Raw genomic sequence first — 26,785 nt, forward strand, 5'->3', positions numbered from 1 at the left:
TCGCCTTCCTAGCCGAATGTCACGCCACGCGCCATGCCGGTGGCGGCAATCACCATTAGCACTAGCAGCAACGCCTCGACATGACTGATTCGCGCGTACAACTTTGCACGCCCGGTATTTAGTGCCGCACCGCGAGCAGATGCGATCCGCCATTTGACCAGCGTGACCATCGGGGCGAGTTCAATCAGCAGAATGAGCACCAACAGCGTCATCTTCAGATGAAACAGCGGCTGATGAAGGTAATAGTCAGTGCCCTTCTCATACCCGCCAAATGCGCGCATCCCGCCGGTCACCAGCAGGATCAATGCAGAAATGCCCCATAAGTTATCGGCAAGCAACACTCGCCCGACCTCTCCAGTACCGGCCGCCAGGCGGCGGAACGCTGTACCGCGTGTAAGCACCGCCCAAAAACCCAAGGCAAAAGCCAATAGATGAATTGCCGCTAGAAACCAGTGAACCAGCATCGACAAACCCCTTTGGAAAGAGTTGAAAATCGGCCAGTCAGTAGTAGTCGAAAAAGCAAGGATTTGCCCGCGCAGGATCGGCGGATGAAAGACAGGCACTGCGACAGCCAAATCGCAGGCAAAAAAAATCCCAAGCAGCTGATGGAAGCTTGGGATTTAAAAATGCATAAACCGTGGTGGTGAACGCGGGGCGGATGTTACTGATTTATCCCGCATGTAACAACATTTTTTCGATAACCGGCCAGTTAGTAACACTCGTAAGCCATTCAATATCCACACTTTTTTCAAGGATGCTGGCGACGGACGGTGACTCTACACCTGAAAACCAAAGCCATCCCCACAGCAATGATTGACCATGATCTCCCCCCACTGGATCATTCGCACGCAAAACCAGCAAGGATCGCAAAGCAATGAAACATCTCCACCATGGACGACGCTCCCTCTCGGCAATCTCCCCACCAAAAACTCCGCAGGGACTCCTCCTCAACATGAGCAGCGTGAGCACTTGGCTCTTCATCGGCTTCTTATGCTGTGCAAGTTTTCATGTAAAAGCTGCAGAGGTGCCAATCAAAGAGGGGATGTCATTTACAAGCGCCAGAAACGCACTGATTCAAAACGGCTGGAAACCGAACCCAACCGACATAGAAAAGATCGGGGTCGAAAATATTCTCATAAGAAAAGGCTTCATCGAAATTGAATCCTGCACGATGGGCATTCAGTTCTGCAGTTTCTACTATTTAAAAGACCAAACCTGTCTCGGCGTCGCAACAGTGGGCGAAGAGATTAAAGACATGAAGATCTACTCATGGAATTTCGAATGCCCCGAAAGAGAGTAAGGGTGCGGAAAGTGAGATCCTTCCCTTGCGCCTGCATTTTGCTTTATCTCTCCAGTGCCTCTGCCTGCGCTACAGAGATACCCATCAGAGAAGGTATGCCGTTTTTATCGGCGCGAAGTGCATTGATCAAGAACGGCTGGAGGCCAGATGCGCTCATTCAGAGGCAGCCTGTCGGCACTGCGGTAGAACTTCTGAATATGGGCATCACGGAAGTCGAGCGATGCACCCAGGGCGTGCAGTACTGCCAATTCCATTACAGGAAAAACCAGGAATGCCTGGGCATCACGACTATTGGCGAGGAGGCAGAGGACCTTGTTATTGATGCCTGGAATTTCAGCTGCCCATGATTCATCAGGTGCATGGACGCGCATTGAGCCCCATCGAGAACCGCTCGCTAATTTCCACAATTCGTCAATTTGGCGAGCTCTGCCGTAGCACAATTCATGCGCCCATTGATGAACATACGTTCATCGAAATCATCGTTATATGCGTCTAGTCTGCGGGTTCCGACATAGTGACTACAGGAGTAACCCACCATGTTCTCGCACGAAAGCATCCCGCTGATCACCATTTTCATCATCATGCTACTGGGCGTGCTTGCAGCCTTTCTACACCCACTGCACGCCCTTCATAGTTGGGTGCAGAGACGCAAAGAAAGATCCTCCGCCCAGATTGTGAAAAAGCTGGATTCGCGCCGAAGTTAATTTAACGAGCCCGGCGCAGAGCCGGGCTTCTCCGCTGATTGACTGTGGCTGGCCTTTGGAGCCTTAACACTGCCATAAAGCTTTGGTGGAGATGCGGACGAGAAAGTGACGATGTGCTACCAAGGGGGACACGACGCCAAGACGATCGACTAGGTTGAGGTCAGCGCCGAACTGCCGTTCTGAGGCGGGGTTTTGCAAAAGCTTTGCAAATCACAGACAACAAAAAAGGGCCCACCTTTCGGTGAGCCCTTCTAGACCGCCCAGCAGAGCGGATTTTGTTTGGTAGGCGCGATTGGACTCGAACCAACGACCCCCACCATGTCAAGGTGGTGCTCTAACCAACTGAGCTACGTGCCTGCTGTGAGGCGGCATTCTACGGAATTCCGGAGGGGTGTCAACACCTTTTTTTCACCTAACCCTATGAATATGCAAAATATTTAATTTCGGGCCAGCGAAGAAGATTTTTCCGGTGGCTGGCGGAGGTTTTTCAACTCGGGTAGGATCGGCGCACTCGTAAAATATATTAAACAGAGGCTGCAGGATGGCGAACACCCCCTACCCAGAGTCTTACTACGCGGCGTCGGCCAACGCCGTACCGCCACGTCCGGCCTTGCAGGATGATGTGGAGACGGATGTCTGTGTGATTGGCGCCGGGTATACCGGGCTGTCCTCTGCGCTGTTTCTGCTGGAGAACGGTTTTCGCGTGACCGTGCTGGAAGCGGCCAAGGTCGGCTTCGGTGCATCGGGTCGCAATGGCGGTCAGATCGTCAACAGCTATAGCCGCGATATCGATGTGATCGAGCGCAGCGTCGGACCGAAGCAGGCGCAACTGCTCGGGCAGATGGCTTTTGAAGGCGGCCGGATCATTCGTGAGCGTGTGGCCAAGTACAACATCCAGTGCGATCTGAAGGATGGCGGCGTTTTCGCCGCCATCACGGCCAAGCAGATGGGTCACCTGGAGTCGCAGAAACGCCTGTGGGAGCGCTTCGGTCATACGCAGCTTGAATTGCTCGACCAACGCCGCATTCGCGAAGTCGTGGCGTGCGATCAGTACGTCGGCGGCATGCTCGACATGAGCGGCGGGCATATTCATCCGCTGAACCTGGCGCTTGGCGAAGCGGCGGCGGTTGAATCCCTCGGCGGCACTATCTATGAGCAATCGCCTGCCGTGCGCATTGAGCGCGGGGCCAACCCGGTGGTGCACACGCCACAAGGCAAGGTCAGGGCCAAGTTCATCATCGTCGCCGGCAACGCCTACCTGGGCAATCTGGTGCCGGAACTGGCGGCCAAATCGATGCCGTGCGGCACGCAGGTGATCACCACCGAACCGCTGGGTGATGAGTTGGCCAAGACGTTGCTGCCGCAGGATTATTGCGTCGAAGACTGCAATTACCTGCTCGACTACTACCGTCTGACGGGCGACAAGCGTCTGATCTTCGGCGGCGGCGTGGTGTATGGCGCGCGGGATCCGGCAAACATCGAAGCGATCATCCGCCCGAAAATGCTCAAGGCGTTTCCGCAGTTGAAGGATGTGAAGATTGATTACGCCTGGACCGGAAATTTCCTGCTGACGCTGTCGCGCTTGCCACAGGTTGGACGGCTGGGCGACAACATCTATTACTCGCAAGGTTGCAGTGGTCACGGTGTGACGTACACGCATCTTGCTGGCAAGGTGTTGGCCGAGGCATTGCGCGGGCAGGCTGAGCGCTTTGATGCTTTTGCTGATTTGCCGCATTACCCGTTCCCGGGTGGACAGATGTTGCGGACGCCGTTTGCGGCGCTGGGGGCCTGGTATTACGGGTTGCGGGATAAACTCGGCTTCTGACTGACCGTGAAACAACTGTGGCGAGGGGATTTATCCCCGATGGGTCGCGCAGCGCCCCCTTAAAGAAGGGACTGCTGCGCAGTCCATCGGGGATAAATCCCCTCGCCACAAGTAGATATATACGCCCCGTATCAGAGTTGGTCCCGGGCAATCCCGCTACGAATCCGCAGGATGTCGGCCAGCACCGCCAAGGCGATTTCAGCAGGCGTTTTGCTGCCAAGGTTCAGTCCGATCGGCGCATGAATCCGCGCCAGCTCGCCCTCCCCCAGACCACCAATCCGCCGCAGACGCTCGAAGCGCTTCTGCGATGTTTGCTGTGAGCCCATCACGCCAATGTAGAACGCTTCGGTACGCACCGCCTCCATCATCGCCAGATCGTCGATGCGCGGATCGTGGGTCAGCGCCACCACCGCCGTGTCGCGATGGCAGCCACCGTCGGCAATAAATACCGAAGGCAATTGCCGACGCACCTCCACGCCATTGAGCACCACACCTTCGAGCACCTCATCGCGCGGATCGCAGAGAATCACCTCAAACCCAAGGCCGACGGCAAACTCGGCACACGCCTGCGCCACACTGGAGTACCCGGCGAGCAACAAGCGTTGCGCCGCACCGACACGAATGCGCACCCGATCGATCTCACGTTCGATGCGCGCCCCCTGCTCACGATCAGTGAACAGACTGCGCGCACCACTGGCCAGATCAACCTCACGGATCAAGCGACGCTGCCCCTGCAGCGACGACTCCAGCTCACGCAGATGCGCCTGCACGCCACAATCAGCGTCAAATTTCTCAACCAGCACATCGAGGATGCCGCCACAGGGCAGGCTGACCCGCGAGCGCGGATCATCACCTTCCCCATAACGCACCACGTTGACTGCATCGAGGAACGCACCTTCGGCAACGCGCTCGAGAAAATCTTCCTCGACGCAACCACCCGACAGCGACCCGATCCACTGCCCGCCGTCGTTCACCGCCAGCAGCGAACCCGGCGCACGCGGCGCCGAGCCGTAGGTGGTCAGCACAGTGCAGAGCCAGATGCGCTGCCCCGCCACCGACCACTCCAACGCCCGTCGCACAACCTGTAGATCGAGATGCTGCATGTCAGTGCGCCTTGTGCTCGATGGACGGTGCGTCAGCCTGCAACTTTTGCACCTCGCTCACCACCAACTCGGCAGACTGGCCACCCCACCCCTGACGCAGGTAGTTGAGCAGATCTGTCAGCTGTTCAGGACTGAGCTTGTCGGCGAAACCCGGCATTGGTTGCATGTGCTCGAACCCTGCGAACTTCTGTTCGCCGATACCGTCCTCGATCACCCGCAGCAGGTTGCGCGGATCTTCCAGGCGCAGCGTGGTGTTGCCGCGCATGGCCACGGCGATATGCGGTTTGCCTTCGCCACCGGCGGCGTGGCAACCGGCGCAGACGTTCAAGTATTCCTGACGGCCGCGCTGGGCACTCGCGCTGAGCTTGTCCACGGGCACTTCGACGAGTTCTTTGGCTGCCGGCGGTTTATCGCCGAGCAGGAAAGTCGCCATCGCTGACAGATCGGTATCCTTCAGACCCTGAGTGCTGTTGTGGAACACTGGGAACATCTCGTTGAACATCGTCCCCTGCGCACTCATGCCGTGCTTGAGGAACGTGCTCAGATCCTGTTCATTCCAGCCGCGAGCGGCCAGATCGGTGGCCAGAAGGCTTGGTGCCAGATAACCATTGAGAATGCCGCCAGTGAGGCGTTTATCCAACTGCATCGCGCCCGGCAGGCCGCGTGGCGTGTGGCATTCACCGCAGTGGCCGAGGACTTCGACCATGTACTGGCCGCGTTTCCAGGCGTCGCTTTTGCCTTCCGCCGGCTCCAGTTTCAACGCTTTGCCGTACATGATGTTCCAGCCGATCAGGCCCGGACGCACGTTGAACGGAAAGCTCAGGCTGGTGACCGGGGCTGGGCGCTCGATCGGCTCGATGGTTTTCAGGTACGCATGGATCGCATCCGAATCTGCACGCGGCATCAGGTGATACGAGGTATACGGCATCGCCGGATAGAGGTTCGCGCCATCGCGACGCTTGCCTTCGGTCAGCGCAGCGAAGAACTCGTCATCGCTGTAAAGACCGATGCCGTGCGCTTTGCTCGGGGTGATGTTGGTGCCGTAGATCGTGCCGAACGGCGACACGATCGGCAGACCACCCGCAAATGGCGCGCCACCCGGAGCGGTATGGCAAGCCATGCAGTCAGCCGCGCGAGCGAGGTACTCGCCGCGCTTGACCTGATCATCGGCGTGAGCAAATACCAGCGGCGCAGCCAGCCCGACCGCCAGGGTCAGGCGGGTCAGTAATAGCTTCATGCTTAACCCTCCTTGACCAGGCCGAGATCGGTCAGCACGTTGCGGGTGGCGTTGTAGTAACGCACGTACCCGGTGCAACGGCAGACGTGATGGCCGAGGCTGTCCTCGATGACTTGTTCCAGTTTGCTTTTGACGATCGGCTGGCGTTGCAGCTTTTCCACCAGCACGGTCGCGGCGTTGACGAAGCCCGGCGCGCAGTAGCTGCACTGGAAAGCGAATTCGTCGACGAAGCGTTGCTGGATCGGGTTCAGCTCGGTGACCTGGCCATGCTCATCGCGGCTTGCATGACCTTCGATGGTGCGGACTTTCTTGCCTTCGAAGTAATGCGCGCCGGTGATGCAGGTGCGCACTTCTTCGCTGGTGCCGTCAGGGTTATCGACGATCACCACACAGGCGTGGCAGATGCCCTGGCCGCAGCCCAGGCGCGAACCGGTGAGGTTCTTGTATTCGTGCAGGTAGTCGATCATCGGCAGGTCATCAGGGATGTCCACCGGGCCGACGGATTGACCATTGAGGGTCAGTTGAAGCGGACGGTTAGCCATTGAGGGCCTCCTTGATGCGCGTAGCAGTGATAGGCAGATCGCGAACACGTTTACCGATGGCGTGCGCCACGGCGTTACCGATGGCACCGACGATCGGGATCATCACCACTTCGGCGATGCCTTTGGACGGGTCGCTTGGCGACAGCGCCGGGAGAATCTCCGACGTCTGTTTCCACACCGCAACGTGGCGCGCCATCGGCAGGCGATAACGGTTGAAGTTCCAGTCACCCTCCCCCGGCCCGCCTTCGTACAGCGGCATTTCTTCCATCAAGGCGTGACCTATGCCCATGGCGATACCGCCTTCCATCTGACCCTTGACCAGCTCTTCGACCAGCACACGGCCGCACTCGACCCACGAATGGTGGTTGAGCACTTCGACTTCCGCCGAGCCTTTGTTGACCTTCAGTTCGACCAGCGTCGCGACCGGGCTGTAGTAAGTCACGGCAGCGTTGTTCAGCTGAGTGGCTGGATAGCTGATGTTCTGGCGATCGAGCAGGTGGAAACCGGCAGTGCTCATCAGCGCTTGCTTGGCTTTTGGTGCGCCATCGCCGTACTTCACCGCCAGACCGTCGAGCGGCAGACGCTCTTTCACGCCGTCGATGCTGTATTCGGCCTCAGCCCAGCTCCAACGGTTGAAACCGTGCACCGTGGCAGCGGTGACCAGACCGCGCTCGTGAGCACGCTTGGCCAATTCTTCGAAGCTCAGCGGCTGCATGCCGTTGGCGGTGAGTTTGCCGTCGACCCAATGCGCATCTTCGCGACGTACCACGTAAGGGTTGGCCTGGCCACCGAACGGACCCTGACGCCAGATCTCCAGCGCCGCCGGCCACAAGCCGTGGTTGAACAACACACGCGCCGCTTCACGGGTGGCGTGGCTGAAGTAGTAGGCCGAGTTGGTCGCCGACGAGGCCGAAGCCAATTTGCCGACCCAGCGCGGGTTACGCAGCAGGTTGTCCTGTTCGGCCTGAGTCATGATGTAAGGGTTGCCGCTGGTGATCAGCTGCATTTCCTTCCATTCGGTTTCGCCGGTCTTCACTTCGTGCGCCGGGTTGCCGAGGAAATCGGCGACCACCAAGGCTTGCGAAGTGGACATGCCGGTGCCGATCTCGATACCGATGTGGCGCAGGCTGATGCGACCTTCAGCGGTGAACTCGATGCTGGCCATCGGCGCTTCGGAACCGGTGCCGAAGTCTTTCTGGCAGATGGCAAAACCGACGCCGTACCAGTTGTCCGGGTCGGCCGCTTCGCGCTGCTTCTTGATTGCGTCGCGGTTCTTCCAGACTTCGTGCACCGAGGCTTTGTCGAGGATCTCGTGCAGGCGCAACGCACCGGCCGGGATCGCGCCCTGGGTGTTTTTCATGCCGGAACGCAGGGCGTTCTTGCGGCGCAGGTCGATCGCGTCGACCCCCAGACGATTGGCGATTTCGTCGACCATCATTTCGGTCGACGCCATGCTTTGCAGAGTGCCGTAGCCGCGCATCGAGCCGGCTTCAACACCACGCGAGTGGTAAGCAGTGACTTGCAGATCGTTCTGCGGCATGTAGTAGATCGACTGCGCAGCCGTGGCACCAACGGCGGCTACCGACGGGCTGTAGTTGATCCGGCCACCACCGTCGACGCTCATTTCTGCGCGGAAAATCTTGAAGCTGTAGTCGTTTTTGTCCACAGCCAACTGGTAGCGGATGTCGAACGGGTGACGCTTGATACCACTCTGGAATTGCTCGTAGCGGTCGTTCGCCAGGCGAATCGGTACACCGGCGCCATACAGCGCCGCGAGGGCTGCGTAATAGACAAAGATGTTGTGGTCTTTGGATCCGTAACCCACGGTGTAACCCGGGTGCATGTTCAGATTGGCCAGGCCGAAGCGCGACGGCGCGATCATTTTCGCGGTCTCGGTCGCCGCTTCCAATGGGCACTGAGTGGCCACGACGAAGTGCAGGGTTTTGGTCGCTGGGTCGTACCAGCCGTTGCCGTTATCCGGCTCCATCGCGGCCGGTTCGATCGACGGGGTCTTGTAGCGCTCGTCGAACACCAGCCAGTTGTCCGGCGGCGTGTCGATCTCTTTCTTCATGCGGTCGGCGTAGAACAAACCGCGCTCGGTCAGGTTGCCGTGCAGGTTCGGCTGGGAATTCCACACCGGACGACGGTTTTTCAGCATCGGGAACAGGATCGAGTCCTTGAGGCTGGCGAACTCATCTTCGTCGGCCGAGGTCGGGCCACCCACGCGCACGTAGCGGAAGCTGCCATACGGGTCGCCTTCGTAGTACGGCACTTGGGCACCGTAACGAATCGCTTTGTCGTTGAATTTGAGTTTGTTCTTGGCCTGACGGAAACGCTCGAAGTCATTCCAGATCAGGATCGCCACCGGGTGACCGATAAACATCGGCACTTTGCCGACCGGCAGCAATGGGTCCGGCGCGTGCTCCTCCGGGAAGACGATACCGTCCTTGTCCAGGTCGGCAGCGGTGACGATGCGATCAGGTTGCAAGTCGGCGCCGAGCCACGACAAATCGTAGCCGTCGTAGATACGATCGGCCTTGATGGTTTTCAGCAACATGGCGTGGCCTTGCTGCTCGGGCCAGCCCGGCATGTCCTTGGAACGGATGTCGCGGGCAAACACCTTGCTGCCGCAGACCTTCGACAAGGCATCGTTACGCTGGCGCGCCTTGCCGTTGTTGCCGAGCCACTTCTCGGACGGCACGGTGACGCTGTTTTCCATCAAGGCAGCCAGCGCCTGACTGCTGAGCGGCGTGAGCGTGACGCTCACACCCGCCACCAGCCCGCCCTGGAGGAACGAGCGCCGGGATATTTCACGGTTGGACATGGATCATCCTCTGGGCGGTTATAAGTCCGCCCTTCTGGTTATCTACTGGGAATCTCGAGTCTTGCAGAAGCTCTTTCTGGCGAAGCAAAGAGCTGTGTTGACAGTGCAAAGCTGACCGAAAGGTTAACTTTAAAGGTTTCTGGGCTCGCAGCAAACAACCAGTTACAAAAATTTGACTAAAGAATCAAAAAATCAATGCGACGTGGCACCGCAGCAGATCGCTGAACATATCGACCCCCTTGTGGGAGCGAGCCTGCTCGCGAAAGCGTTCTTCCAGCCAATACTGATTTTGAACGTGCCGACGCCTTCGCGAGCAGGCTCGCTCCCACAGGGATTTGCGCTGGATTAAGGAGGGAGGAAAAGAGGAAAAGCCAAATTTCAGACACAAAAAACCCCGGTCTTTCGACCAGGGTCTTTGCTATCGGATCCGACTCAGCGAAGCTGACTTCGGTGCTTCAAGGCGTTCAGTGGTCCTTGAAGCAGATATGGCGCAGCGGACGGGACTCGAACCCGCGACCCCCGGCGTGACAGGCCGGTATTCTAACCGACTGAACTACCGCTGCGCGTCGGTGCAGGCACTTTCAGCCTACGCTCTTGCTTACGCAAGTATCTCGGGGAGTGGTGGGTGATGACGGGATCGAACCGCCGACATTCTGCTTGTAAGGCAGACGCTCTCCCAGCTGAGCTAATCACCCGTTTGCATCTCCGAGGCCGCGAAATTTACGCAGGTAGCGAACCTAAGTCAATAGCAGGATTGAAGTTTTTTTCAAAAACAGTTTTTAGCGGCAAGTCTCAAGCTGCAAGCAAAAGCATAAACATCCAAAGCAGAGACACCGCGATCTCGCTTCAACTTGCAGCTCGACGCTTGCAGCTGGCTCTCACTGCTTGTAAATCATCTTCTTGGTCATGCCGCCGTCAACGACGAACTCCTGCCCGGTGACAAACCCGGCATTGCGCGACAACAGCCACGCCACCATCGCCGCTACGTCCTCGACCGTCCCTACCCTGCCCGCCGGGTGCTGAGCATGATCGGCATCCGCCAGTGGCTCGGCACGACGCGCCGACGGATCCCGCGCATCGATCCAGCCCGGACTGACCGCATTGACGCGAATCTCCGGCCCGAGACTGATCGCCAACGCATGCGTCAGCGCCAACAATCCACCCTTGCTCGCTGCATAAGCCTCGGTATCCGGCTCCGACTGCCCGGCCCGAGTCGACGCCAGATTGACGATCGACCCGTTGTGCGCCCGCAGATAAGGCGCACAGTACTTGGCGAGCAACATCGGGCCACTGAGGTTCACCGCCAGCACTCGATTCCAGTAAGCCAGATCAAGGCTTTCCAGAGTGATGTTATGCGGATCGGCCACGGCTGCGTTGCACACCAACGCATCGAGACGACCAAACTGCCCCAGCACTTCGGCCACGCCAAACGCGACCTGCCCCTCATCCGCCACATCCATGGCGATGAACCAGGCGTTTTCGCCCAGCACCTTCGCCACTTTCGACCCGCGCGCACGATCCAGATCCGTCAGCACCACCTGCCAGCCTTCGCTGATCAGCCACGCCGCAATCCCCAGACCGATACCGCGCGCAGCACCCGTGACCAGTGCAACGCGACCATGGGTAGCCGCTTTCGGAGTGGACAACTCGATCACAGCGCTGCCAGACCGCGCGCCAGATCGGCTTGCAGGTCGGCGACGTCTTCCAGGCCGACCGCGATACGGATCAGGCTGTCGCGAATGCCCGCCGCTTCACGCTCCTGAGGCGCCAGACGACCGTGGGATGTGGTGCTCGGGTGGGTGATGGTGGTTTTGCTGTCGCCGAGGTTGGCGGTGATCGAAATCAGACGAGTCGCGTCGATAAAGCGCCAGGCGCCCTCTTTGCCGCCCTTGACCTCAAAGCTCACCACCGCACCGAAGCCTTTCTGCTGACGCTGGGCCAGTTCATGCTGTGGATGGCTCTTGAGGCCGGCGTAGTGCACTTTCTCGATACCGTCCTGCTGCTCCAGCCATTCGGCCAGTTGCTGAGCGTTGGCGCAGTGCGCCTTCATCCGCAGGTTCAGGGTTTCCAGACCCTTGAGGAAGATCCACGCATTGAACGGGCTCAGGGTCGGGCCGGCGGTGCGCAGGAAACCGACAATTTCTTTCATCTGCTCGCTACGACCGGCCACCACGCCGCCCATGCAACGGCCCTGGCCGTCGATGAACTTGGTTGCCGAGTGCACAACGATGTCCGCGCCCATTTTCAGCGGCTGCTGCAACGCAGGCGTGCAGAAGCAGTTGTCGACCACCAGCATCGCGCCTTTGGCGTGAGCGATTTCTGCCAGCGCGGTGATGTCCACCAACTCAGCCAGCGGATTGGAAGGCGACTCGACAAAGAGCAGTTTGGTGTTGGATTTGATTGCCGCATCCCAACCTGACAGATCGGCCAAAGGCACGTAATCGACTTCCACACCGAAACGCTTGAAGTACTTCTCGAACAGGCTGATGGTCGAACCGAACACGCTGCGCGAGACCAGCACGTGATCGCCGGCGCTGCACAGGCTCATCACTACCGCCATGATCGCGGCCATGCCAGTGGCGGTAGCAACCGCCTGCTCGGCGCTTTCCAACGCGGCAATGCGCTCTTCGAACGCACGCACGGTCGGGTTGGTGTAACGCGAGTAAACGTTGCCCGGCACTTCGCCGGCGAACCGTGCGGCCGCATCGGCGGCGGTGCGGAACACGTAGCTGGAGGTGAAGAACATCGGATCACCGTGCTCGCCTTCCGGCGTACGGTGCTGACCGGCACGTACGGCCAGGGTATCGAACGCTACGCCTTCGAGGTCGCTGTCCAGCCGACCGGCATCCCATTCCTGACTCATGCTGTCACTCCTTGCCCTGTTCTCGAAAAATAAAAGTCAGATACAAAACCGGCCCCTCAGGGCCGGTAATCACTCAATTGTTGTACAGATCGATGATCGCACTGACCGCTTGGGTCTTGACCTTCGAGGCATCGTTGCGTGCCTGTTCGATCTTGTTCAGGTAAGCCTCGTCGACGTCGCCGGTGACGTACTTGCCATCGAACACTGCGCAATCGAAGTTCTCGATCTTGATCTTGCCGCCACCCACCGCTTCGATCAAGTCAGGCAAGTCCTGATAGATCAGCCAGTCAGCGCCGATCAGATCCGCCACGTCCTGAGTCGAACGATTGTGCGCGATCAGTTCGTGAGCGCTCGGCATGTCGATGCCGTAGACGTTCGGGAAGCGTACAGCCGGAGCCGCCGAGCAGAAGTAGACGTTTTTCGCGCCGGCTTCACGGGCCATCTGGATGATCTGCTTGCAAGTGGTACCGCGTACGATCGAGTCGTCGACCAGCATCACGTTCTTGCCGCGGAATTCCAGCTCGATGGCGTTGAGCTTCTGGCGTACCGACTTTTTGCGAGCGGCCTGGCCCGGCATGATGAAGGTCCGGCCGATGTAACGGTTCTTGACGAAACCTTCGCGGAATTTCACGCCCAGATGGTTGGCCAGCTCCAGCGCTGCGGTGCGGCTGGTGTCCGGAATCGGGATCACCACGTCGATGTCGTGTTCCGGACGCTCGCGCAGGATCTTCTCGGCGAGCTTCTCACCCATGCGCAGACGGGCCTTGTAGACCGACACGCCGTCGATGATCGAATCCGGACGCGCCAGGTAGACGTGTTCGAAGATGCATGGAGTCAGGGAAGGATTAGTCGCGCACTGACGGGTGTGCAGCTTGCCGTCTTCAGTGATGTAGACCGCTTCGCCCGGTGCCAGGTCGCGAATCAGGGTGAAACCGAGCACGTCCAGCGAAACGCTTTCCGAGGCGATCATGTACTCGACGCCTTCGTCGGTGTGACGCTGGCCGAAAACGATCGGGCGGATGCCGTGCGGGTCGCGGAAACCGACGATGCCGTAACCGGTGACCATGGCCACTACCGCATAACCACCGACGCAACGGTTGTGCACGTCGGTCACGGCGGCAAACACGTCTTCTTCGGTCGGCTGCAGCTTGCCGCGCTGGGCCAGCTCGTGGGCGAACACGTTGAGCAGCACTTCCGAGTCGGAACTGGTGTTGACGTGACGCAGATCGGATTCATAGATCTCTTTGGCCAACTGTTCAACGTTGGTCAGGTTACCGTTGTGCGCCAGGGTAATGCCGTAAGGCGAGTTGACGTAAAACGGTTGGGCTTCGGCCGAAGTCGAGCTGCCCGCGGTCGGGTAACGGACGTGACCGATACCCATGTGGCCGACCAGACGCTGCATGTGACGCTGCTGGAACACGTCACGCACCAGGCCATTGTCCTTGCGCAGGAACAACCGGCCATCATGGCTGGTCACGATACCGGCAGCGTCCTGGCCGCGGTGCTGGAGCACGGTTAGCGCGTCATACAGCGCCTGATTGACGTTCGACTTACCGACGATACCGACGATGCCACACATGCGACGCAACCCCTACTTAATGGATCTGAACTGAACAACACTCACTGAGGCGTTTTGGCCGACGGCAAGAGTTGCTCCTTGAACGGAATATCAGCGGGTACGCTGATTCCGCTGGCAAGCCACTGACTGCTCCACCCGAGAATCAGGTTTTTGGACCAGTCGGCGACCAATAGAAACTTTGGCACGAGCTGTGATTCTTTCCACCACCCGTCCTGCTGTACCGGCCCCAGGCTCAACAGCCCGACCGCCACGACCACCAGCAACACGCCACGCGCAGCGCCGAAGGCCATGCCGAGGAATCGATCGGTCCCGGACAACCCGGTGACGCGAACCAACTCGCCGATAAGATAATTGATCATTGCGCCCACGATCAGTGTGGCGACAAACATGATGGCACAGCCCGCGATCACGCGAGCCGATGGGGTTTCGATGTATCCGGCGAGGTACTCGGACAGTGAGCCACCGAACATCCAGGCGACGACTCCTGCGATGATCCAGGTCACCAGCGATAATGCTTCCTTGACGAAGCCGCGGCTCAAACTGATCAAAGCGGAGATGGCGATGATTGCAACGATCGCCCAGTCAACCCAGGTAAATGGCACAGTGCAGCCTACAGACGGATAAGGCGGCGCATTTTAGCAGAGCGCATGGCTGTCGGTAAGCTGCGATTTTCAGTGCATTTCAATCGAAGTGATAGTTTTCAGCCGCGCTCGGGCTGGAAGCGCACGACAAAACCCTTGAGGTTCTGCTGACGACCCAACAGATCACGCAGACGATCGGCTTCGGCGCGCTCGATCAGTGGACCGACGAACACCCGGTTCTTGCCATCGGCAGAACGGATGTAGGCGTTATAACCCTGGCTGCGCAGGGTTTTCTGCAGGCTTTCAGCACTGGCGCGACTCGACAGACTGGCCAGTTGCACCGACCAGCTGACCGACAGACCGTTGGCATCGACGCGACTTTGCGTGGTGTCAGGCCTGGACGATGCAGCGGCGATAGGCTGCGCAGGCGCCGGAATCGGCTTGGCCACCGCAGGCGGCGCTGCAGGTTTGACGATCGCGATGGGGGCAGCGGGCGCTGGCGTCGGAGCAACCGGGACAGCAGGCGCAGTGTCTTCTGCGACGTCTTCATCCGTCGGCACCGGCTCTTGCGGCAAGGCCTGCGGCTCGGGAACGGCCACGGTTTCCATCTGCACTTGCGGCACGACAGGTGCGTGCGGCGCGGCGGGCGCATCGACAGTCACCTGACGCTGCTCATCCTGGCGGGAAAACAGCATTGGCAGGAAGATCACCGCCAGCGCCACCAGCACCAGGGCACCGACCATGCGCTGCTTGTACGCTTTATCCAGCAAAGCCATTTGCCGCTTCCTCCGTGGAGCGCCGGGCCAGCCATTCAAGGGCCTCGGCGACACAATAAAATGATCCGAACAACAGAATCTCGTCGTCACTGGTTGCGACTGCACACTGCCCTTCCAGAGCGGCGGCAACACTGTCGTAAGACGTGACCGATGCGCCAAGGTTCTGCAATGCGGCGGCTAATTCTGCAACCGGACGAGCGCGCGGCGAATCCAGCGGCGCTACGGCCCAGTGCTCGACACTAGCATTCAACTCGCCGATAACACCATCCAGATCCTTGTCCGCCAGCAGACCAAACACCGCCAGACGCTTGCCGACCGGAGGTCGCGAGGCCAGACGGCGGGCCAGATACTCCGCCGCGTGCGGGTTATGACCCACATCCAGCAGCAGGTTCAGGCGTTTGCCATCGAATTCGAACGAACGGCGATCCAGACGTCCGACTACGCGAGTCCTCTGCAGAGCCGCAATAATCTGTTGCGCCTCCCATGGCAAACCGAGCAACAGATAGGCCTGCAACGCCAGCGCGGCGTTTTCCATCGGCAGATCGAGCAGCGGCAAATCGTGCAGCTCGACAACCTGACCCTGCGCGTCGATACCGCGCCACTGCCAATGTTGATCGGTGATACCGAGATCGAAATCACGCCCGCGCAGGAAGAACGGGCAAGCCAGTTCCCGCGCCTTGTCGAGCAACGGTTGCGGAGGATTGAGGTCACCACACAAGGCCGGTTTGCCATGGCGGAAAATCCCGGCTTTCTCGAAAGCCACGGATTCACGGGTATCACCCAGATAATCGGCGTGATCAACACCGATGCTGGTAACCAGTGCGATATCGGCATCGACCACGTTGACCGTGTCCAGACGCCCACCCAGACCGACTTCCAGCACCACGGCGTCAAGTCCGGCTTGCTGGAAAAGCCAGAACGCCGCCAGGGTGCCCATTTCGAAGTAAGTCAGGGAGGTTTCGCCGCGCCCGGCCTCGACCGCAGCAAAGGCTTCGCACAGCTGCGCGTCAGTGGCTTCGACGCCATTGAGCTGCACCCGCTCGTTATAACGCAGCAGGTGCGGGGAATTGTAGACACCAACGCTCAGGCCCTGCGCGCGCAGCAATGAAGCCACGAACGCGCAGGTCGAACCCTTGCCGTTGGTGCCGGTGACCGTAATCACCCGAGGCGCCGGCTGACCCAGCCCCATGCGGGACGCTACCTGTTGCGAACGCTCCAGGCCCATGTCGATGGCGGACGGATGCAACTGCTCCAGGTAGGCGAGCCACTCGCCAAGGGTGCGCTCGATCATACGTTGGCAGGCACCGGTGGAACGACGATCGGCTCGATCGGCGCGGCGACGAATTTCGGCGTCGGCTTGCCGGTCATTTGTGCCAGCAGGTTACCCAGGCGCGGACGCAGCTCCTGACGATGGATGATCATGTCGATCGCACCGTGTTCCAGCAGGAACTCGCTGCGCTGGAAGCCTTCCGGCAGTTTTTCGCGAACGGTCTGCTCGATCACACGCGGACCGGCGAAGCCGATCAGGGCTTTCGGCTCACCGACGATCACGTCACCGAGCATCGCCAGACTGGCGGAAACACCACCGTAGACCGGGTCGGTCAGCACGGAGATGAACGGAATGCCTTCTTCACGCAGACGCGCCAGCACAGCCGAAGTCTTGGCCATCTGCATCAGCGAGATCAGGGCTTCCTGCATGCGCGCACCGCCGGAAGCGGCGAAGCAGATCATCGGGCAACGATTTTCCAGCGCGTAGTTGGCAGCGCGAACGAAGCGCTCGCCGACGATGGCGCCCATGGAACCGCCCATGAAGCTGAATTCGAACGCCGAAACCACCACCGGCATACCCAGCAGGGTGCCGCTGACGGAGATCAGCGCATCTTTCTCGCCGGTCTGCTTCTGGGCAGCGGTCAGGCGATCCTTGTACTTCTTGCCGTCGCGGAATTTCAGACGGTCAACCGGCTCCAGATCGGCGCCCAGTTCGTTGCGACCCTCGGCATCGAGGAAGATGTCGATGCGTGCACGTGCGCCGATGCGCATGTGGTGGTTGCACTTTGGGCAAACATCCAGGGTCTTTTCCAGCTCCGGACGGTACAGCACAGCCTCGCAGGACGGGCATTTGTGCCACAGACCTTCAGGCACCGAGCTCTTCTTGACCTCCGAACGCATGATCGAAGGGATCAGTTTGTCTACTAACCAGTTGCTCATGCTTTCTTTCTCCAGTACCGGCGGCCCGAACGCTCTGGTTCGCAGCCCCGCGTATGCCCTTCAGCTAAATTCATGTGTGTGGCGATGATGGGTGAACAGCCACGGTCAGCGCGAAACATGACCTGCGTACTGCTCACAAACCCTCAGCCGCGCCTGCTTTGTGCAAGTGCATTGATGGACGGCGGCAGACTGCCAGCCGTCACATCAATATGGAGCTTTGCGTACGGCGTCGATGAACGCCCGAACCTTCACGTGATCCTTGATGCCTTTACTCGCTTCTACCCCGCCACTGACGTCGACGGCGTAGGGTTTCACCCGGGCCACAGCGTCTGCGACATTTTCCGGGGTCAGACCGCCCGCCAGAATCAATGGCTTGCTCAAACCTTGCGGAATCAAAGACCAGTCGAAGGCCTCGCCGGTTCCGCCGGGCACGCCTTCGACATAAGTGTCGAGCAGCACGCCACTGGCGCTTGGGTATGCATCGACGGACGCAGCGATGTCATCGCCGGCCTTGACTCGCAGCGCCTTGATGTACGGACGATGCCAGCCTTCGCACTCCTCTGCCGATTCATCACCGTGGAACTGCAACAGATCCAGTGGCACGGCATCGAGAATCTCGCCCAACTCACAGCGACTGGCGTTGACGAACAGGCCCACCGTAGTCACAAACGGCGGCAACGCCTTGATGATCGCTCGCACCTGCTGCACGTTTACCGCACGCGGACTCTTGGCGTAGAACACGAACCCGATCGCATCAGCCCCGGCTTCGACGGCTGCCAGCGCATCTTCTATGCGGGTAATCCCGCAGATCTTGCTGCGAACGGCTGACATGTCGAGAAAAACTCCAAGGTAAAATCCGGGAAAGTCCCGGATGGTAACAAAAGCGTTCGAGGGCGTCAGCCGTCAAGTTCGGAGAAACCCGTAAGGAAATGTGGCCCGATAAAACGCTCGGGCAACGGGAATTCGTCGTGATACTCGACCTGCACCAGATACAACCCGTAAGGATGCGCTGTCACACCCCCGGAGCGGCGCTCGCGGCTCTCCAGCACCTCTTTCATCCACTCGACCGGTCGCTCGCCGGCACCAATGGTCATCAGCACACCGGCAATGTTGCGCACCATGTGATGCAGAAAAGCGTTGGCGCGAATATCGAGCACGATCATCTTGCCGTGGCGGGTCACGCGCAGGTGGTGCATCTTCTTGATCGGTGACTTGGCCTGGCACTGACCGGCACGGAAGGCGCTGAAATCATGGGTCCCGATCAGATATTGCGCGGCCTCGGCCATGCGCTCGACATCCAGCGGGCGGTGGTTCCAGGTGATTTCTTCGTTGAGGTGCGCCGGACGAATCTGATCGTTGTAGATCACGTAGCGATAACGCCGGGCGATGGCTTTGAACCGCGCATGGAAATGCGCCGGCATCACTCGCGCCCAACTGACGCTGATGTCGTGGGGCAAATTGATATTGGCGCCCATGACCCAGGCTTTCAGCGAACGATCCACCGTTGTATCGAAATGCACCACTTGGCCGCAGGCGTGCACACCAGCGTCGGTACGCCCGGCGCACTGCAGCGAGACCGGCGAGTTGGCGACTTTCGACAAGGCCTTCTCGAGCTCTTCCTGCACCGTGGCCACGCCGGTCAACTGACGCTGCCAGCCGCTGTAGCGCGAGCCTTTGTATTCAACGCCAAGCGCGACGCGGTAAAAGCCGTCGGGCGCCATTTCGGCGGCCGGGTTATCTATGTTTGCCAAGGTGAGACAGCCTGCTGTTTTTGCAAAGGCGAGCATTATAGGGCCGTGGTCAGTGGATGCCAGAGAGTTCTCTGTCGTCTGATCTGGCGCCATCGCTGGCAAGCCAGCTCCCACAGGAATTGCATGCGCCGCCAAAACTGTGGGAGCTGGCTTGCCAGCGATGGTGATAGCTCAGGCAAAACAGCATCCAGCCCAAACAAAAACGGCAGCCTCAATGGCTGCCGTTTTTTTGTTACCGCTGAATCAAGCCAGATTCGAAAGCATTTCCTTGGCTTCACCACGCTGCTTCTCGTCACCCTCGGTCAACACTTCGTTGAGGATGTCGCGCGCGCCGTCGTTGTCGCCCATGTCGATGTAGGCCTGGGCCAGATCGAGCTTGGTGGCGGCTTCGTCAGTACCCGCAAGGAAGTCAAAATCGTCTTCGCCCAGATCATCACCGATAGCCGCATCGGCTTCGGTGAAGGTCGGCTCGGCGATGCTTTGCGACAGACGATCCAACTCAGCGTTGACGTCATCCAGTTCAGAAGCGAACGCATCAGGTTCAGCCGCAGGATTGCTATCCATCTCGTCGGCCAGCGACAGATCGAAATCGGCCGGCAGTTCCAGATCATCCTGAGGCAAGTCAGCAACGACCGGCGGCTCGACCGGCGGCAGATCCTTCACGCCTTCGTCCAGATCCAGCAGGAAGTCATCGTCCGCCAGATCAACCGCTGGAGCCGGCTCGGCACCGAGGTCCAGATCCAGGTCGAAGTCCGACAGATCGTCAAGATTTTCTTTGATCTCGGTCTGCTGTTGCAGCACCGATTCGAAGCTCAGGTCATCGTCCGACGGGAACTCGTCCAGCTCGACTGGCGCTTGCGGCTCGACCACGGGCTCAGGGGTGACCGGGGTGATGTTGTCGAGATCGTCCAGGCTCAGGTCGAACGCGCTGTCCAGATCATCTTCGACCGGCGCCGGAGCGGGCTCCGCTACTTCCGGCTCATCCAGCAGCAAGTCCTTGACGTACTGTGCGTCCAGCTCGGCAGCGACAGCAGCGGCAGCCAGACCGGCAGCAGCCACCACAGCCATGGCCGGGAAGCGGCTTTTCAGCTCTTCGACCTTGGCGAAGTTGTCGCCGTTGGCAACCAGTTGACGCTCTTGACCGACGAACGCATCGCGATCGCCTTGCTGACCGTAGACTTCCATCAGCTTCAGGCGCAGATCGCTACGCTGCGGCTCAAGGCTGACGCCCTCTTCCAGCAGCGCAGCCGCCTGATTCAAGCGACCGGCATTGATGTGCGACTGAGCCTTGTCCAGCACGTCATCCGAGCGATCGGCGGCCGGGGCCACCAGTGGCGCGGCAATCGGTTCAGCCATGACCACTGGCGTAACGATCGGAGCTGGAGTTGGAGCAGGAGCCGGCGTATTGAGCTTGACGCTGGCGGCCGGAGTTTCCAGACCCTCGAAGCTGCTTTCCGGCAGATCCTGTTCAGCCGAGAACTCTTGCTCTTCAGACAGGGCGCGAGCCATGCGCAGATGCTTCTCGGCTTCCTGCTGGGCTTTGCGGCGACGGGCCAGCAGCAACAGCAAGAGCAGCAGAACCACTGCACCGCCGCCGATCAGACCCAGCAGGATCGGATTGGTCAGCAGTTCGTTGAACGTTTTCTCGTCATCAACCACAGGCTTAGGCTCGACCACCGGCGTTTCAGCAGGTGTATCGACCGGCGGCGCAATGGCGGATTCTGGCGTCGGCGAGGCCGCTTCTGCCGGCGTTGCTGGCGGTGTTGCGGCCAGTTCAGCGGTGATCGCCGGAACCGGTGCAACAGCGGCATTCGCAGCAGGCGCAGCGCCCGCCCCTTCAGCCTGCATCTTCGCCAGTTGATTGTTCTTCAGCTCGATCAGTTTTTGCAGCTTGTCCAACTGACTTTGCAGATCGGACATGCGGCTTTTCAGTTCCTCGTTGTCACGACGAGTCGTGTCGAGGCTTTCCTGAGTCACCGCCAATTTGTTGCTCAACGCCTTGGCGTCGCCCGCCAGGCCCTTGCCACGCGCCTTGGCGCTTTCGGCGGAGACCAGGCTCAGGTTGTCGCTGGTGTTCTGCGCGGCGCCGGTGTTGGCGCGACCACGATTGGTCGCGTCGAGCTGCTGCTGACCGGTGCCAGGTTTGGCCACGTAACGACGGCCCTGACGCCAGGCTTCGTTCTGCGCCGCGACTTCAGCGATTGCCTTGGTTTGCGGCAGCGCAGTGCTTTGCACCGAATCGGGCAGACGCAGCACCTGACCGGTTTTCAGCCGGTTGATGTTGCCACCGATAAACGCATCGGGGTTCAGCGCCTGAATTGCCAGCATGGTCTGCTGCACTGAACCGCCGGTGCGCGCCTTCGCGGCGATTTCCCACAAAGTGTCGCGTGGCGTTGTGGTGTATTGAGTCGGGTGCGTGGCGCCCGTGGTCGGCGCGGCAATAGTCTGCGACGGCGCCGGTTGCGCGGCCGCATCAGCGGTCTGCGGCGAGAACTTCGATGGATCCAGCAGCACGCTGTAATCGCGCAGCAGACGGCCGTTGGGCCACATCACCTGCACGAGGAATTTGACCATCGGTTCCGACAGCGGCTTGCTCGACGTGACGCGCAGCACGCTTTTGCCGCTGGCGTTGAGCACCGGGGTAAAGGTCAGATCGTTGAGGAAGGCCTGGCGATCAACGCCGGCCTTGGCGAAATCTTCAGGGGAAGCCAGGCTCGGCACCACTTCGGCAGCGGTGAGATCCTTGACGTCGAGCAGCTCGATTTCAGCCACCAGCGGCTGGTTCAGGGTCGACTTCAGGGTCAGCTCCCCGAGCCCGAGGGCATGCGCCATACCGGAGGACAGCGCCGAGGCGGCCGCTATTGCTAACACCAGTTTGCGAACTTGAACCATAGCCTCATCCTTTGTTTGAACGTTCCTCGGCCAGCGAGAAGATGTTGAATACCGCTGCCGTAAGGCATTGCGCGCGACGACGACAGATGTCGCGCGCGATCATTTCTTTGATGCCCCGGAAAGTCCCGGAGGGTGAAACGTTATCGAGTGCTGCGGGCAAGCATAGCGCTCACCTAGAATCAGTCGACAAATTGTTGCCAAGTATCTTTTACAGCAGGTCTTTTATCAACAATTCGGCCACCTGCACAGCGTTAAGGGCGGCGCCTTTGCGTACGTTATCTGACGTCAGCCACAGATTAAGTTCCGCCGGGTCGTCGACACCGCTGCGCACCCGACCGACATAGACAACGTCCTGCCCTACCGCGTCACCGACTGCGGTCGGATAATCGCCGGCTTCGACCAGCTCGATACCGGGTGCGTCTTCCAGTGCGGCGTTGACCTTTTCCAGGTCGACGGCCTGCGCTGACTGCAAGGTCACGCTAAAGCTATCGCCAAAAAACACCGGGGCTTGAACACAAGTTGCGGAAATCTTTAATAAAGGCTGCGCCAGCACTTGGCGCAGCTCGCGCACCAGACGCTTTTCCAGCAGCGTGTGGCCTTGCGCGTCAGGCGTACCGACCTGAGCCAGCAGGTTGAAGGCCATCTGCCGATCAAAGAATGTCGGCTCCAGTGGGCGCATGTTCAGCAGCTCGGCAGTCTGACGCGCCAGCTCGGTGACGGCCTCACGACCCTGAGCGGAAACGGCCAGATTGGCGGTGACGTTGACGTATTGCAGGTCGATCAGATCGAGCAACGGCGCCAGCACCACGGCGAGCGTGGCGGCAGACGGGCTTGGACTGCTGACCTGGAACGGCGCTTTCAAACCAGCGAGCACATCGGCATTGGCTTCCGGCACCACTTGCGGCGCCTGATCGGCCGGCAAAGCACCCGACAGATCAATCAGCGAGCACCCGGCGGCATGGGCACGCGCGGCGTAACTCAGGGTGATCGCCGGGCCGGCGGCGAAGAACACCAGTTTGACCTTGCTGAAATCGAACTCGTCGACTTCACGCACACGCACGTTCTTGTTGCGGAACAGCACCGAACTGCCGGCGGATTCGCTGCTGGCCAACAGGTGCAGATTGCCGACCGGGAAGTCGCGCTCTTCGAGAATCTGTACGAGGGTTTCGCCGACAGTACCGGTGGCGCCGATCACGGCAATATCTAGGGTCTGGGTCATGGTGCGAGCCTCTGGCGAAACGGGGGGAGCGGCACTTTACCGGGTGACTGGCGCACAGGCAATTTCTGCCGGGGATTTGTGCCGCAGCTACTGGCCTCATCGCTGGCAAGCCAGCTCCCACAGTTTTTGTGGTGTGCATAAAATCTGTGGAAAACACCGATCACTGTGGGAGCTGGCTTGCCAGCGATGAGGCCTGTACAGGCACCCGAGAATCCCAGGCATAAAAAAACCCGCACCTCTCACAAGGCACGGGCTCTCTCATTGCTTCAAGCGATCAACGCTCCAGCAAAATCCGCAGCATGCGACGCAGCGGTTCGGCCGCGCCCCACAGCAGTTGGTCGCCGACGGTGAAGGCACCGACGAATTGTGAACCCATGTTCAGCTTGCGCAGACGGCCGACCGGAACATTCAGGGTGCCGGTGACCTTGGTCGGGCTCAGCTCCTGCATGCTGATTTCGCGCTGGTTCGGCACCAGTTTGACCCAAGGGTTGTGCTGGCTGATCAGCCCTTCGATATCGGCGATCGGCACGTCTTTGTTCAGTTTGATGGTCAGCGCCTGGCTGTGGCAACGCATGGCGCCGATGCGCACGCAGATGCCATCGACCGGGATTGGGCTCTTGAAGCGACCGAGGATCTTGTTGGTCTCGGCCTGGGCCTTCCACTCTTCACGGCTCTGGCCGTTCGGCAGTTCCTTGTCGATCCACGGGATCAGGCTGCCGGCCAGCGGTACGCCGAAGTTTTCGGTCGGGTACGCATCGCTGCGCATGGCCTCGGCAACGCGACGGTCGATGTCGAGGATCGCGCTGGCCGGATCGGCCAGTTGATCAGCGACAGCGGCGTGGGTCGCGCCCATCTGCTTGATCAGTTCACGCATGTTCTGCGCGCCGGCACCGGAAGCCGCCTGATAGGTCATGGCGCTCATCCACTCAACCAGACCGGCTTCGAACAGACCGCCCAGGCCCATCAGCATCAGGCTGACGGTGCAATTACCGCCGATGTAGTTCTTGGTGCCCGCGTCGAGTTGCTGGTCGATGACCTTGCGGTTGACCGGATCGAGAATGATCACTGCGTCATCGTTCATCCGCAGGCTCGAGGCCGCGTCGATCCAGTAACCCTGCCAGCCGGCTTCGCGCAGCTTCGGGAACACTTCGCTGGTGTAGTCGCCGCCCTGGCAGGTCAGGATCACGTCGAGGGTCTTCAGCTCTTCAATGCTGTAAGCGTCCTTGAGCGGAGCAATGTCCTTGCCCACGGACGGGCCTTGGCCACCGACATTGGAAGTGGTGAAAAACACTGGCTCGATTAGATCGAAGTCCTGCTCTTCCAGCATCCGCTGCATGAGCACGGAACCGACCATGCCGCGCCAACCGATCAGACCTACACGTTTCATCGCAACTACACCTTCTTGAAAAGTGGGCCGCTGCTTTGTATTGAATTTCGCAGCGGGCCCGAGAGATTACAGATTCCGCAGCGCGGCGACTACTGCGTCGCCCATTTCCTGCGTACCGACTTTGGTGCAACCGGCCGAATAGATGTCGCCGGTGCGCAAGCCTTGATCAAGCACCACGCTGACCGCCTTCTCGATGGCATCGGCCGCGTCGTGCAGATTGAAGCTGTAACGCAGCATCATCGACACCGACAGAATCGTTGCCAGCGGGTTGGCAATGCCCTTGCCGGCGATGTCCGGCGCCGAGCCGTGGCAAGGCTCGTACATGCCCTTGTTGTTGGCGTCCAGCGAGGCCGACGGCAGCATGCCGATGGAACCGGTGAGCATCGACGCCTCGTCGGACAGGATGTCGCCGAACAGGTTGTCGGTGACGATCACGTCGAACTGCTTCGGCGCGCGCACCAGTTGCATGGCGGCGTTGTCGACGTACATGTGGCTCAGTTCGACTTCTGGATAGTCTTTCGCCACTTGCTCGACCACTTCACGCCACAGCTGGCTGGATGCGAGGACGTTGGCCTTGTCCACCGAGCAGAGTTTTTTGCCACGGACCATGGCCATGTCGAAACCGACACGGGCGATGCGGCGGATTTCGCTCTCGCTGTACGGCAGGGTGTCGTAGGCTTGGCGCTCGCCGTTTTCCAGCTCGCGAGTGCCACGTGGCGCGCCGAAGTAGATGCCGCCGGTCAGTTCACGGACGATCAGGATGTCGAGGCCGGCAACGATTTCCGGCTTCAGGCTGGAAGCATCGGCCAGTTGCGGATAGAGAATCGCCGGACGCAGGTTGCCGAACAGACCCAATTGCGCACGGATTTTCAGCAGACCGCGTTCAGGACGAATATCGCGCTCGATGGTGTCCCATTTCGGGCCGCCCACCGCGCCCAGCAGCACGGCATCGGCGGCGCGGGCACGGTCGAGGGTTTCGTCGGCCAGCGGCACGCCGTGCTTGTCGATGGCGGCGCCACCGATCACGTCATGGCTCAGCTCAAAGCCCAGGCTGTACTTGTCGTTGGCCAGTTCCAGCACCTTGACCGCTTCGGCCATGATTTCCGGACCAATGCCATCACCTGGGAGAATCAGAATCTGCTTGCTCATGCTTTCCTCGTGTCTTCAGTCGGTGCGCCTTTACCGGCACGCCCGGAAAATTTGTTATTTCTCGGCCATCAGCACGATTACATCTGTACTGAACGAGCCATCGGCATCAATCTCAAAATATTCGCGCACTTCGTTGCCCATCGACTGCTGCAACTGGCGGATCGCCGCGCGCATCACTTCGGGTGTACGCATGCGCTCGACCCAACTGCTGTACTCCAGACGCAGGCGCTGACGCGTAGTGCTGCGCGTGTGCAAACCGGCCTCGCTGACCTGACGCAACCACTCGCCGGCGGAATAATCGCGCACATGACTGGTGTCGCGCAGCACTTCGACGCTTTGCAGGTAAGTGTCGAACAGCGGGCTGCCCGGTGACAACACGTCAACGAACGCCGCCACACCGCCCGGTTTCAGCACCCGGCGCACTTCGCGCAGTGCCACACCGAGATCGCTCCAGTGATGCGCCGAATAACGGCTGAACACAAAGTCGAACTCACCGTCGGCAAACGGCAGGCGCTCAGCGGCGCCGTTGACCGTGACAATGTTGCTCATGCCGCGATCAACGGCAGCGGCAGCGACCACGTCGAGCATTTGCTGCGACAGGTCGTAAGCGACCACTTCCTTGACCAGCGGTGCGACGTGGAAACTCACGTGGCCGGCGCCGCAACCCAAATCCAGAACTCGCGCCTCGCCCTGCCCGGCCAACTCAGCTTTTAGGAGTGCGAATTCAGTGCCTTGCGCGTGAACGGCGCTGCTCAGGTAGGCGGCGGCCTGTTCACCGAATTGCTTTTGTACGACCTGAGTGTGCTGGGCGGTGCTGGTCATGGGGACTTCCCTTTGATCTTGTG

At 59.9% G+C, this 26,785-nt stretch carries 23 protein-coding genes and 3 tRNA genes; 3 read left to right on the forward strand and 23 right to left on the reverse strand.

Annotated features, from left to right (window positions below):
• Window positions 1-8: 8 nt before the first annotated feature.
• Window positions 9-464 (reverse strand): DUF2214 family protein, encoded by a 456-nt coding sequence (locus tag AC3WMT_RS21285; protein ID WP_103304878.1) that lies wholly within the window; start codon window positions 462-464, stop codon window positions 9-11.
• A 410-nt stretch (window positions 465-874) separates the two neighbouring features.
• Here AC3WMT_RS21285 and AC3WMT_RS21290 point away from each other — a divergent pair, with 410 nt between their 5' ends.
• Window positions 875-1,300, forward strand: a complete 426-nt coding sequence (locus AC3WMT_RS21290) for a hypothetical protein (protein ID WP_256583547.1) — start codon at window positions 875-877, stop codon at window positions 1,298-1,300.
• A gap of 104 nt (window positions 1,301-1,404) precedes the next feature.
• On the opposite strand, the gene AC3WMT_RS21295 is transcribed toward AC3WMT_RS21290, so the two are convergent.
• Window positions 1,405-1,671: a hypothetical protein gene (locus tag AC3WMT_RS21295; protein WP_158249175.1), complete on the reverse strand. Its 267-nt coding sequence runs from the start codon at window positions 1,669-1,671 to the stop codon at window positions 1,405-1,407.
• 165 nt (window positions 1,672-1,836) lie between these two features.
• Here AC3WMT_RS21295 and AC3WMT_RS21300 point away from each other — a divergent pair, with 165 nt between their 5' ends.
• Window positions 1,837-2,004, forward strand: a complete 168-nt coding sequence (locus AC3WMT_RS21300) for a hypothetical protein (protein ID WP_177431417.1) — start codon at window positions 1,837-1,839, stop codon at window positions 2,002-2,004.
• Window positions 2,005-2,284: 280 nt separating this feature from the next.
• Here AC3WMT_RS21300 and AC3WMT_RS21305 read toward each other — a convergent pair.
• A tRNA-Val gene (locus tag AC3WMT_RS21305) sits at window positions 2,285-2,361 on the reverse strand.
• 184 nt (window positions 2,362-2,545) lie between these two features.
• On the opposite strand from AC3WMT_RS21305, the gene AC3WMT_RS21310 reads away from it, so the two are divergent.
• Entirely contained in the window at window positions 2,546-3,829 is a 1,284-nt protein-coding gene (locus tag AC3WMT_RS21310; RefSeq protein WP_103304877.1) for an NAD(P)/FAD-dependent oxidoreductase, read from the forward strand.
• A 131-nt stretch (window positions 3,830-3,960) separates the two neighbouring features.
• Here AC3WMT_RS21310 and AC3WMT_RS21315 read toward each other — a convergent pair whose 3' ends face one another.
• The 20 genes from AC3WMT_RS21315 to AC3WMT_RS21410 all read right to left on the reverse strand — a co-directional run bounded on the left by AC3WMT_RS21315 (window position 3,961) and on the right by AC3WMT_RS21410 (window position 26,762).
• Complete coding sequence (locus AC3WMT_RS21315; RefSeq protein WP_103304876.1) at window positions 3,961-4,932, reverse strand: XdhC family protein; 972 nt, start codon at window positions 4,930-4,932, stop codon at window positions 3,961-3,963.
• Window position 4,933: 1 nt separating this feature from the next.
• Entirely contained in the window at window positions 4,934-6,169 is a 1,236-nt protein-coding gene (locus AC3WMT_RS21320; RefSeq protein WP_103304875.1) for a cytochrome c, read from the reverse strand.
• Window positions 6,170-6,171: 2 nt separating this feature from the next.
• Complete coding sequence (locus AC3WMT_RS21325) at window positions 6,172-6,711, reverse strand: (2Fe-2S)-binding protein (protein WP_103304874.1); 540 nt, start codon at window positions 6,709-6,711, stop codon at window positions 6,172-6,174.
• Window positions 6,704-9,535 (reverse strand): xanthine dehydrogenase family protein molybdopterin-binding subunit, encoded by a 2,832-nt coding sequence (locus AC3WMT_RS21330; protein ID WP_103304873.1) that lies wholly within the window; start codon window positions 9,533-9,535, stop codon window positions 6,704-6,706. The genes AC3WMT_RS21325 and AC3WMT_RS21330 overlap by 8 nt, the downstream gene beginning before the upstream one ends.
• Before the next feature lie 486 nt (window positions 9,536-10,021).
• Window positions 10,022-10,098 (reverse strand) — tRNA-Asp (locus AC3WMT_RS21335).
• Between the two features lie 56 nt (window positions 10,099-10,154).
• A tRNA-Val gene (locus AC3WMT_RS21340) sits at window positions 10,155-10,230 on the reverse strand.
• A gap of 183 nt (window positions 10,231-10,413) precedes the next feature.
• A complete protein-coding gene (locus tag AC3WMT_RS21345; RefSeq protein ID WP_103304871.1) occupies window positions 10,414-11,190 on the reverse strand; it encodes an SDR family oxidoreductase in 777 nt (258 codons plus the stop codon).
• Entirely contained in the window at window positions 11,187-12,398 is a 1,212-nt protein-coding gene (locus tag AC3WMT_RS21350) for an O-succinylhomoserine sulfhydrylase (RefSeq protein ID WP_103304870.1), read from the reverse strand. Before AC3WMT_RS21350 ends, AC3WMT_RS21345 begins: the two co-directional genes overlap by 4 nt.
• Before the next feature lie 73 nt (window positions 12,399-12,471).
• Window positions 12,472-13,977 carry an amidophosphoribosyltransferase gene (gene purF, locus AC3WMT_RS21355; RefSeq protein WP_007956466.1) on the reverse strand — a complete coding sequence of 502 codons (1,506 nt, stop codon included), beginning with the start codon at window positions 13,975-13,977 and terminating at the stop codon, window positions 12,472-12,474.
• 41 nt (window positions 13,978-14,018) lie between these two features.
• On the reverse strand, window positions 14,019-14,579 hold the full coding sequence (locus tag AC3WMT_RS21360) for a CvpA family protein (protein ID WP_007913461.1): 561 nt from the start codon (window positions 14,577-14,579) through the stop codon (window positions 14,019-14,021).
• Between the two features lie 98 nt (window positions 14,580-14,677).
• Window positions 14,678-15,334 (reverse strand): SPOR domain-containing protein, encoded by a 657-nt coding sequence (locus AC3WMT_RS21365; RefSeq protein WP_103304869.1) that lies wholly within the window; start codon window positions 15,332-15,334, stop codon window positions 14,678-14,680.
• Window positions 15,318-16,625: a bifunctional tetrahydrofolate synthase/dihydrofolate synthase gene (gene folC, locus AC3WMT_RS21370; protein ID WP_103304868.1), complete on the reverse strand. Its 1,308-nt coding sequence runs from the start codon at window positions 16,623-16,625 to the stop codon at window positions 15,318-15,320. The genes AC3WMT_RS21365 and folC overlap by 17 nt, the downstream gene beginning before the upstream one ends.
• Window positions 16,622-17,542, reverse strand: a complete 921-nt coding sequence (accD, locus tag AC3WMT_RS21375; RefSeq protein WP_103304867.1) for an acetyl-CoA carboxylase, carboxyltransferase subunit beta — start codon at window positions 17,540-17,542, stop codon at window positions 16,622-16,624. The genes folC and accD overlap by 4 nt, the downstream gene beginning before the upstream one ends.
• 204 nt (window positions 17,543-17,746) lie before the next feature.
• Entirely contained in the window at window positions 17,747-18,373 is a 627-nt protein-coding gene (locus AC3WMT_RS21380) for a phosphoribosylanthranilate isomerase (RefSeq protein WP_103304866.1), read from the reverse strand.
• Between the two features lie 65 nt (window positions 18,374-18,438).
• Window positions 18,439-19,263 carry a tRNA pseudouridine(38-40) synthase TruA gene (gene truA, locus AC3WMT_RS21385; protein ID WP_034152768.1) on the reverse strand — a complete coding sequence of 275 codons (825 nt, stop codon included), beginning with the start codon at window positions 19,261-19,263 and terminating at the stop codon, window positions 18,439-18,441.
• Window positions 19,264-19,536: 273 nt separating this feature from the next.
• On the reverse strand, window positions 19,537-22,185 hold the full coding sequence (locus AC3WMT_RS21390; RefSeq protein WP_103304865.1) for a motility hub landmark protein FimV: 2,649 nt from the start codon (window positions 22,183-22,185) through the stop codon (window positions 19,537-19,539).
• Between the two features lie 208 nt (window positions 22,186-22,393).
• On the reverse strand, window positions 22,394-23,404 hold the full coding sequence (locus AC3WMT_RS21395; protein WP_103304864.1) for an aspartate-semialdehyde dehydrogenase: 1,011 nt from the start codon (window positions 23,402-23,404) through the stop codon (window positions 22,394-22,396).
• Between the two features lie 274 nt (window positions 23,405-23,678).
• Entirely contained in the window at window positions 23,679-24,791 is a 1,113-nt protein-coding gene (asd, locus tag AC3WMT_RS21400) for an aspartate-semialdehyde dehydrogenase (RefSeq protein WP_007956451.1), read from the reverse strand.
• 66 nt (window positions 24,792-24,857) lie between these two features.
• Window positions 24,858-25,940, reverse strand: a complete 1,083-nt coding sequence (leuB, locus tag AC3WMT_RS21405) for a 3-isopropylmalate dehydrogenase (protein WP_103304863.1) — start codon at window positions 25,938-25,940, stop codon at window positions 24,858-24,860.
• Between the two features lie 54 nt (window positions 25,941-25,994).
• Complete coding sequence (locus AC3WMT_RS21410) at window positions 25,995-26,762, reverse strand: class I SAM-dependent methyltransferase (RefSeq protein WP_103304862.1); 768 nt, start codon at window positions 26,760-26,762, stop codon at window positions 25,995-25,997.
• Window positions 26,763-26,785 lie beyond the last annotated feature (23 nt).

This window comes from Pseudomonas sp. FW305-7 (assembly GCF_058786735.1).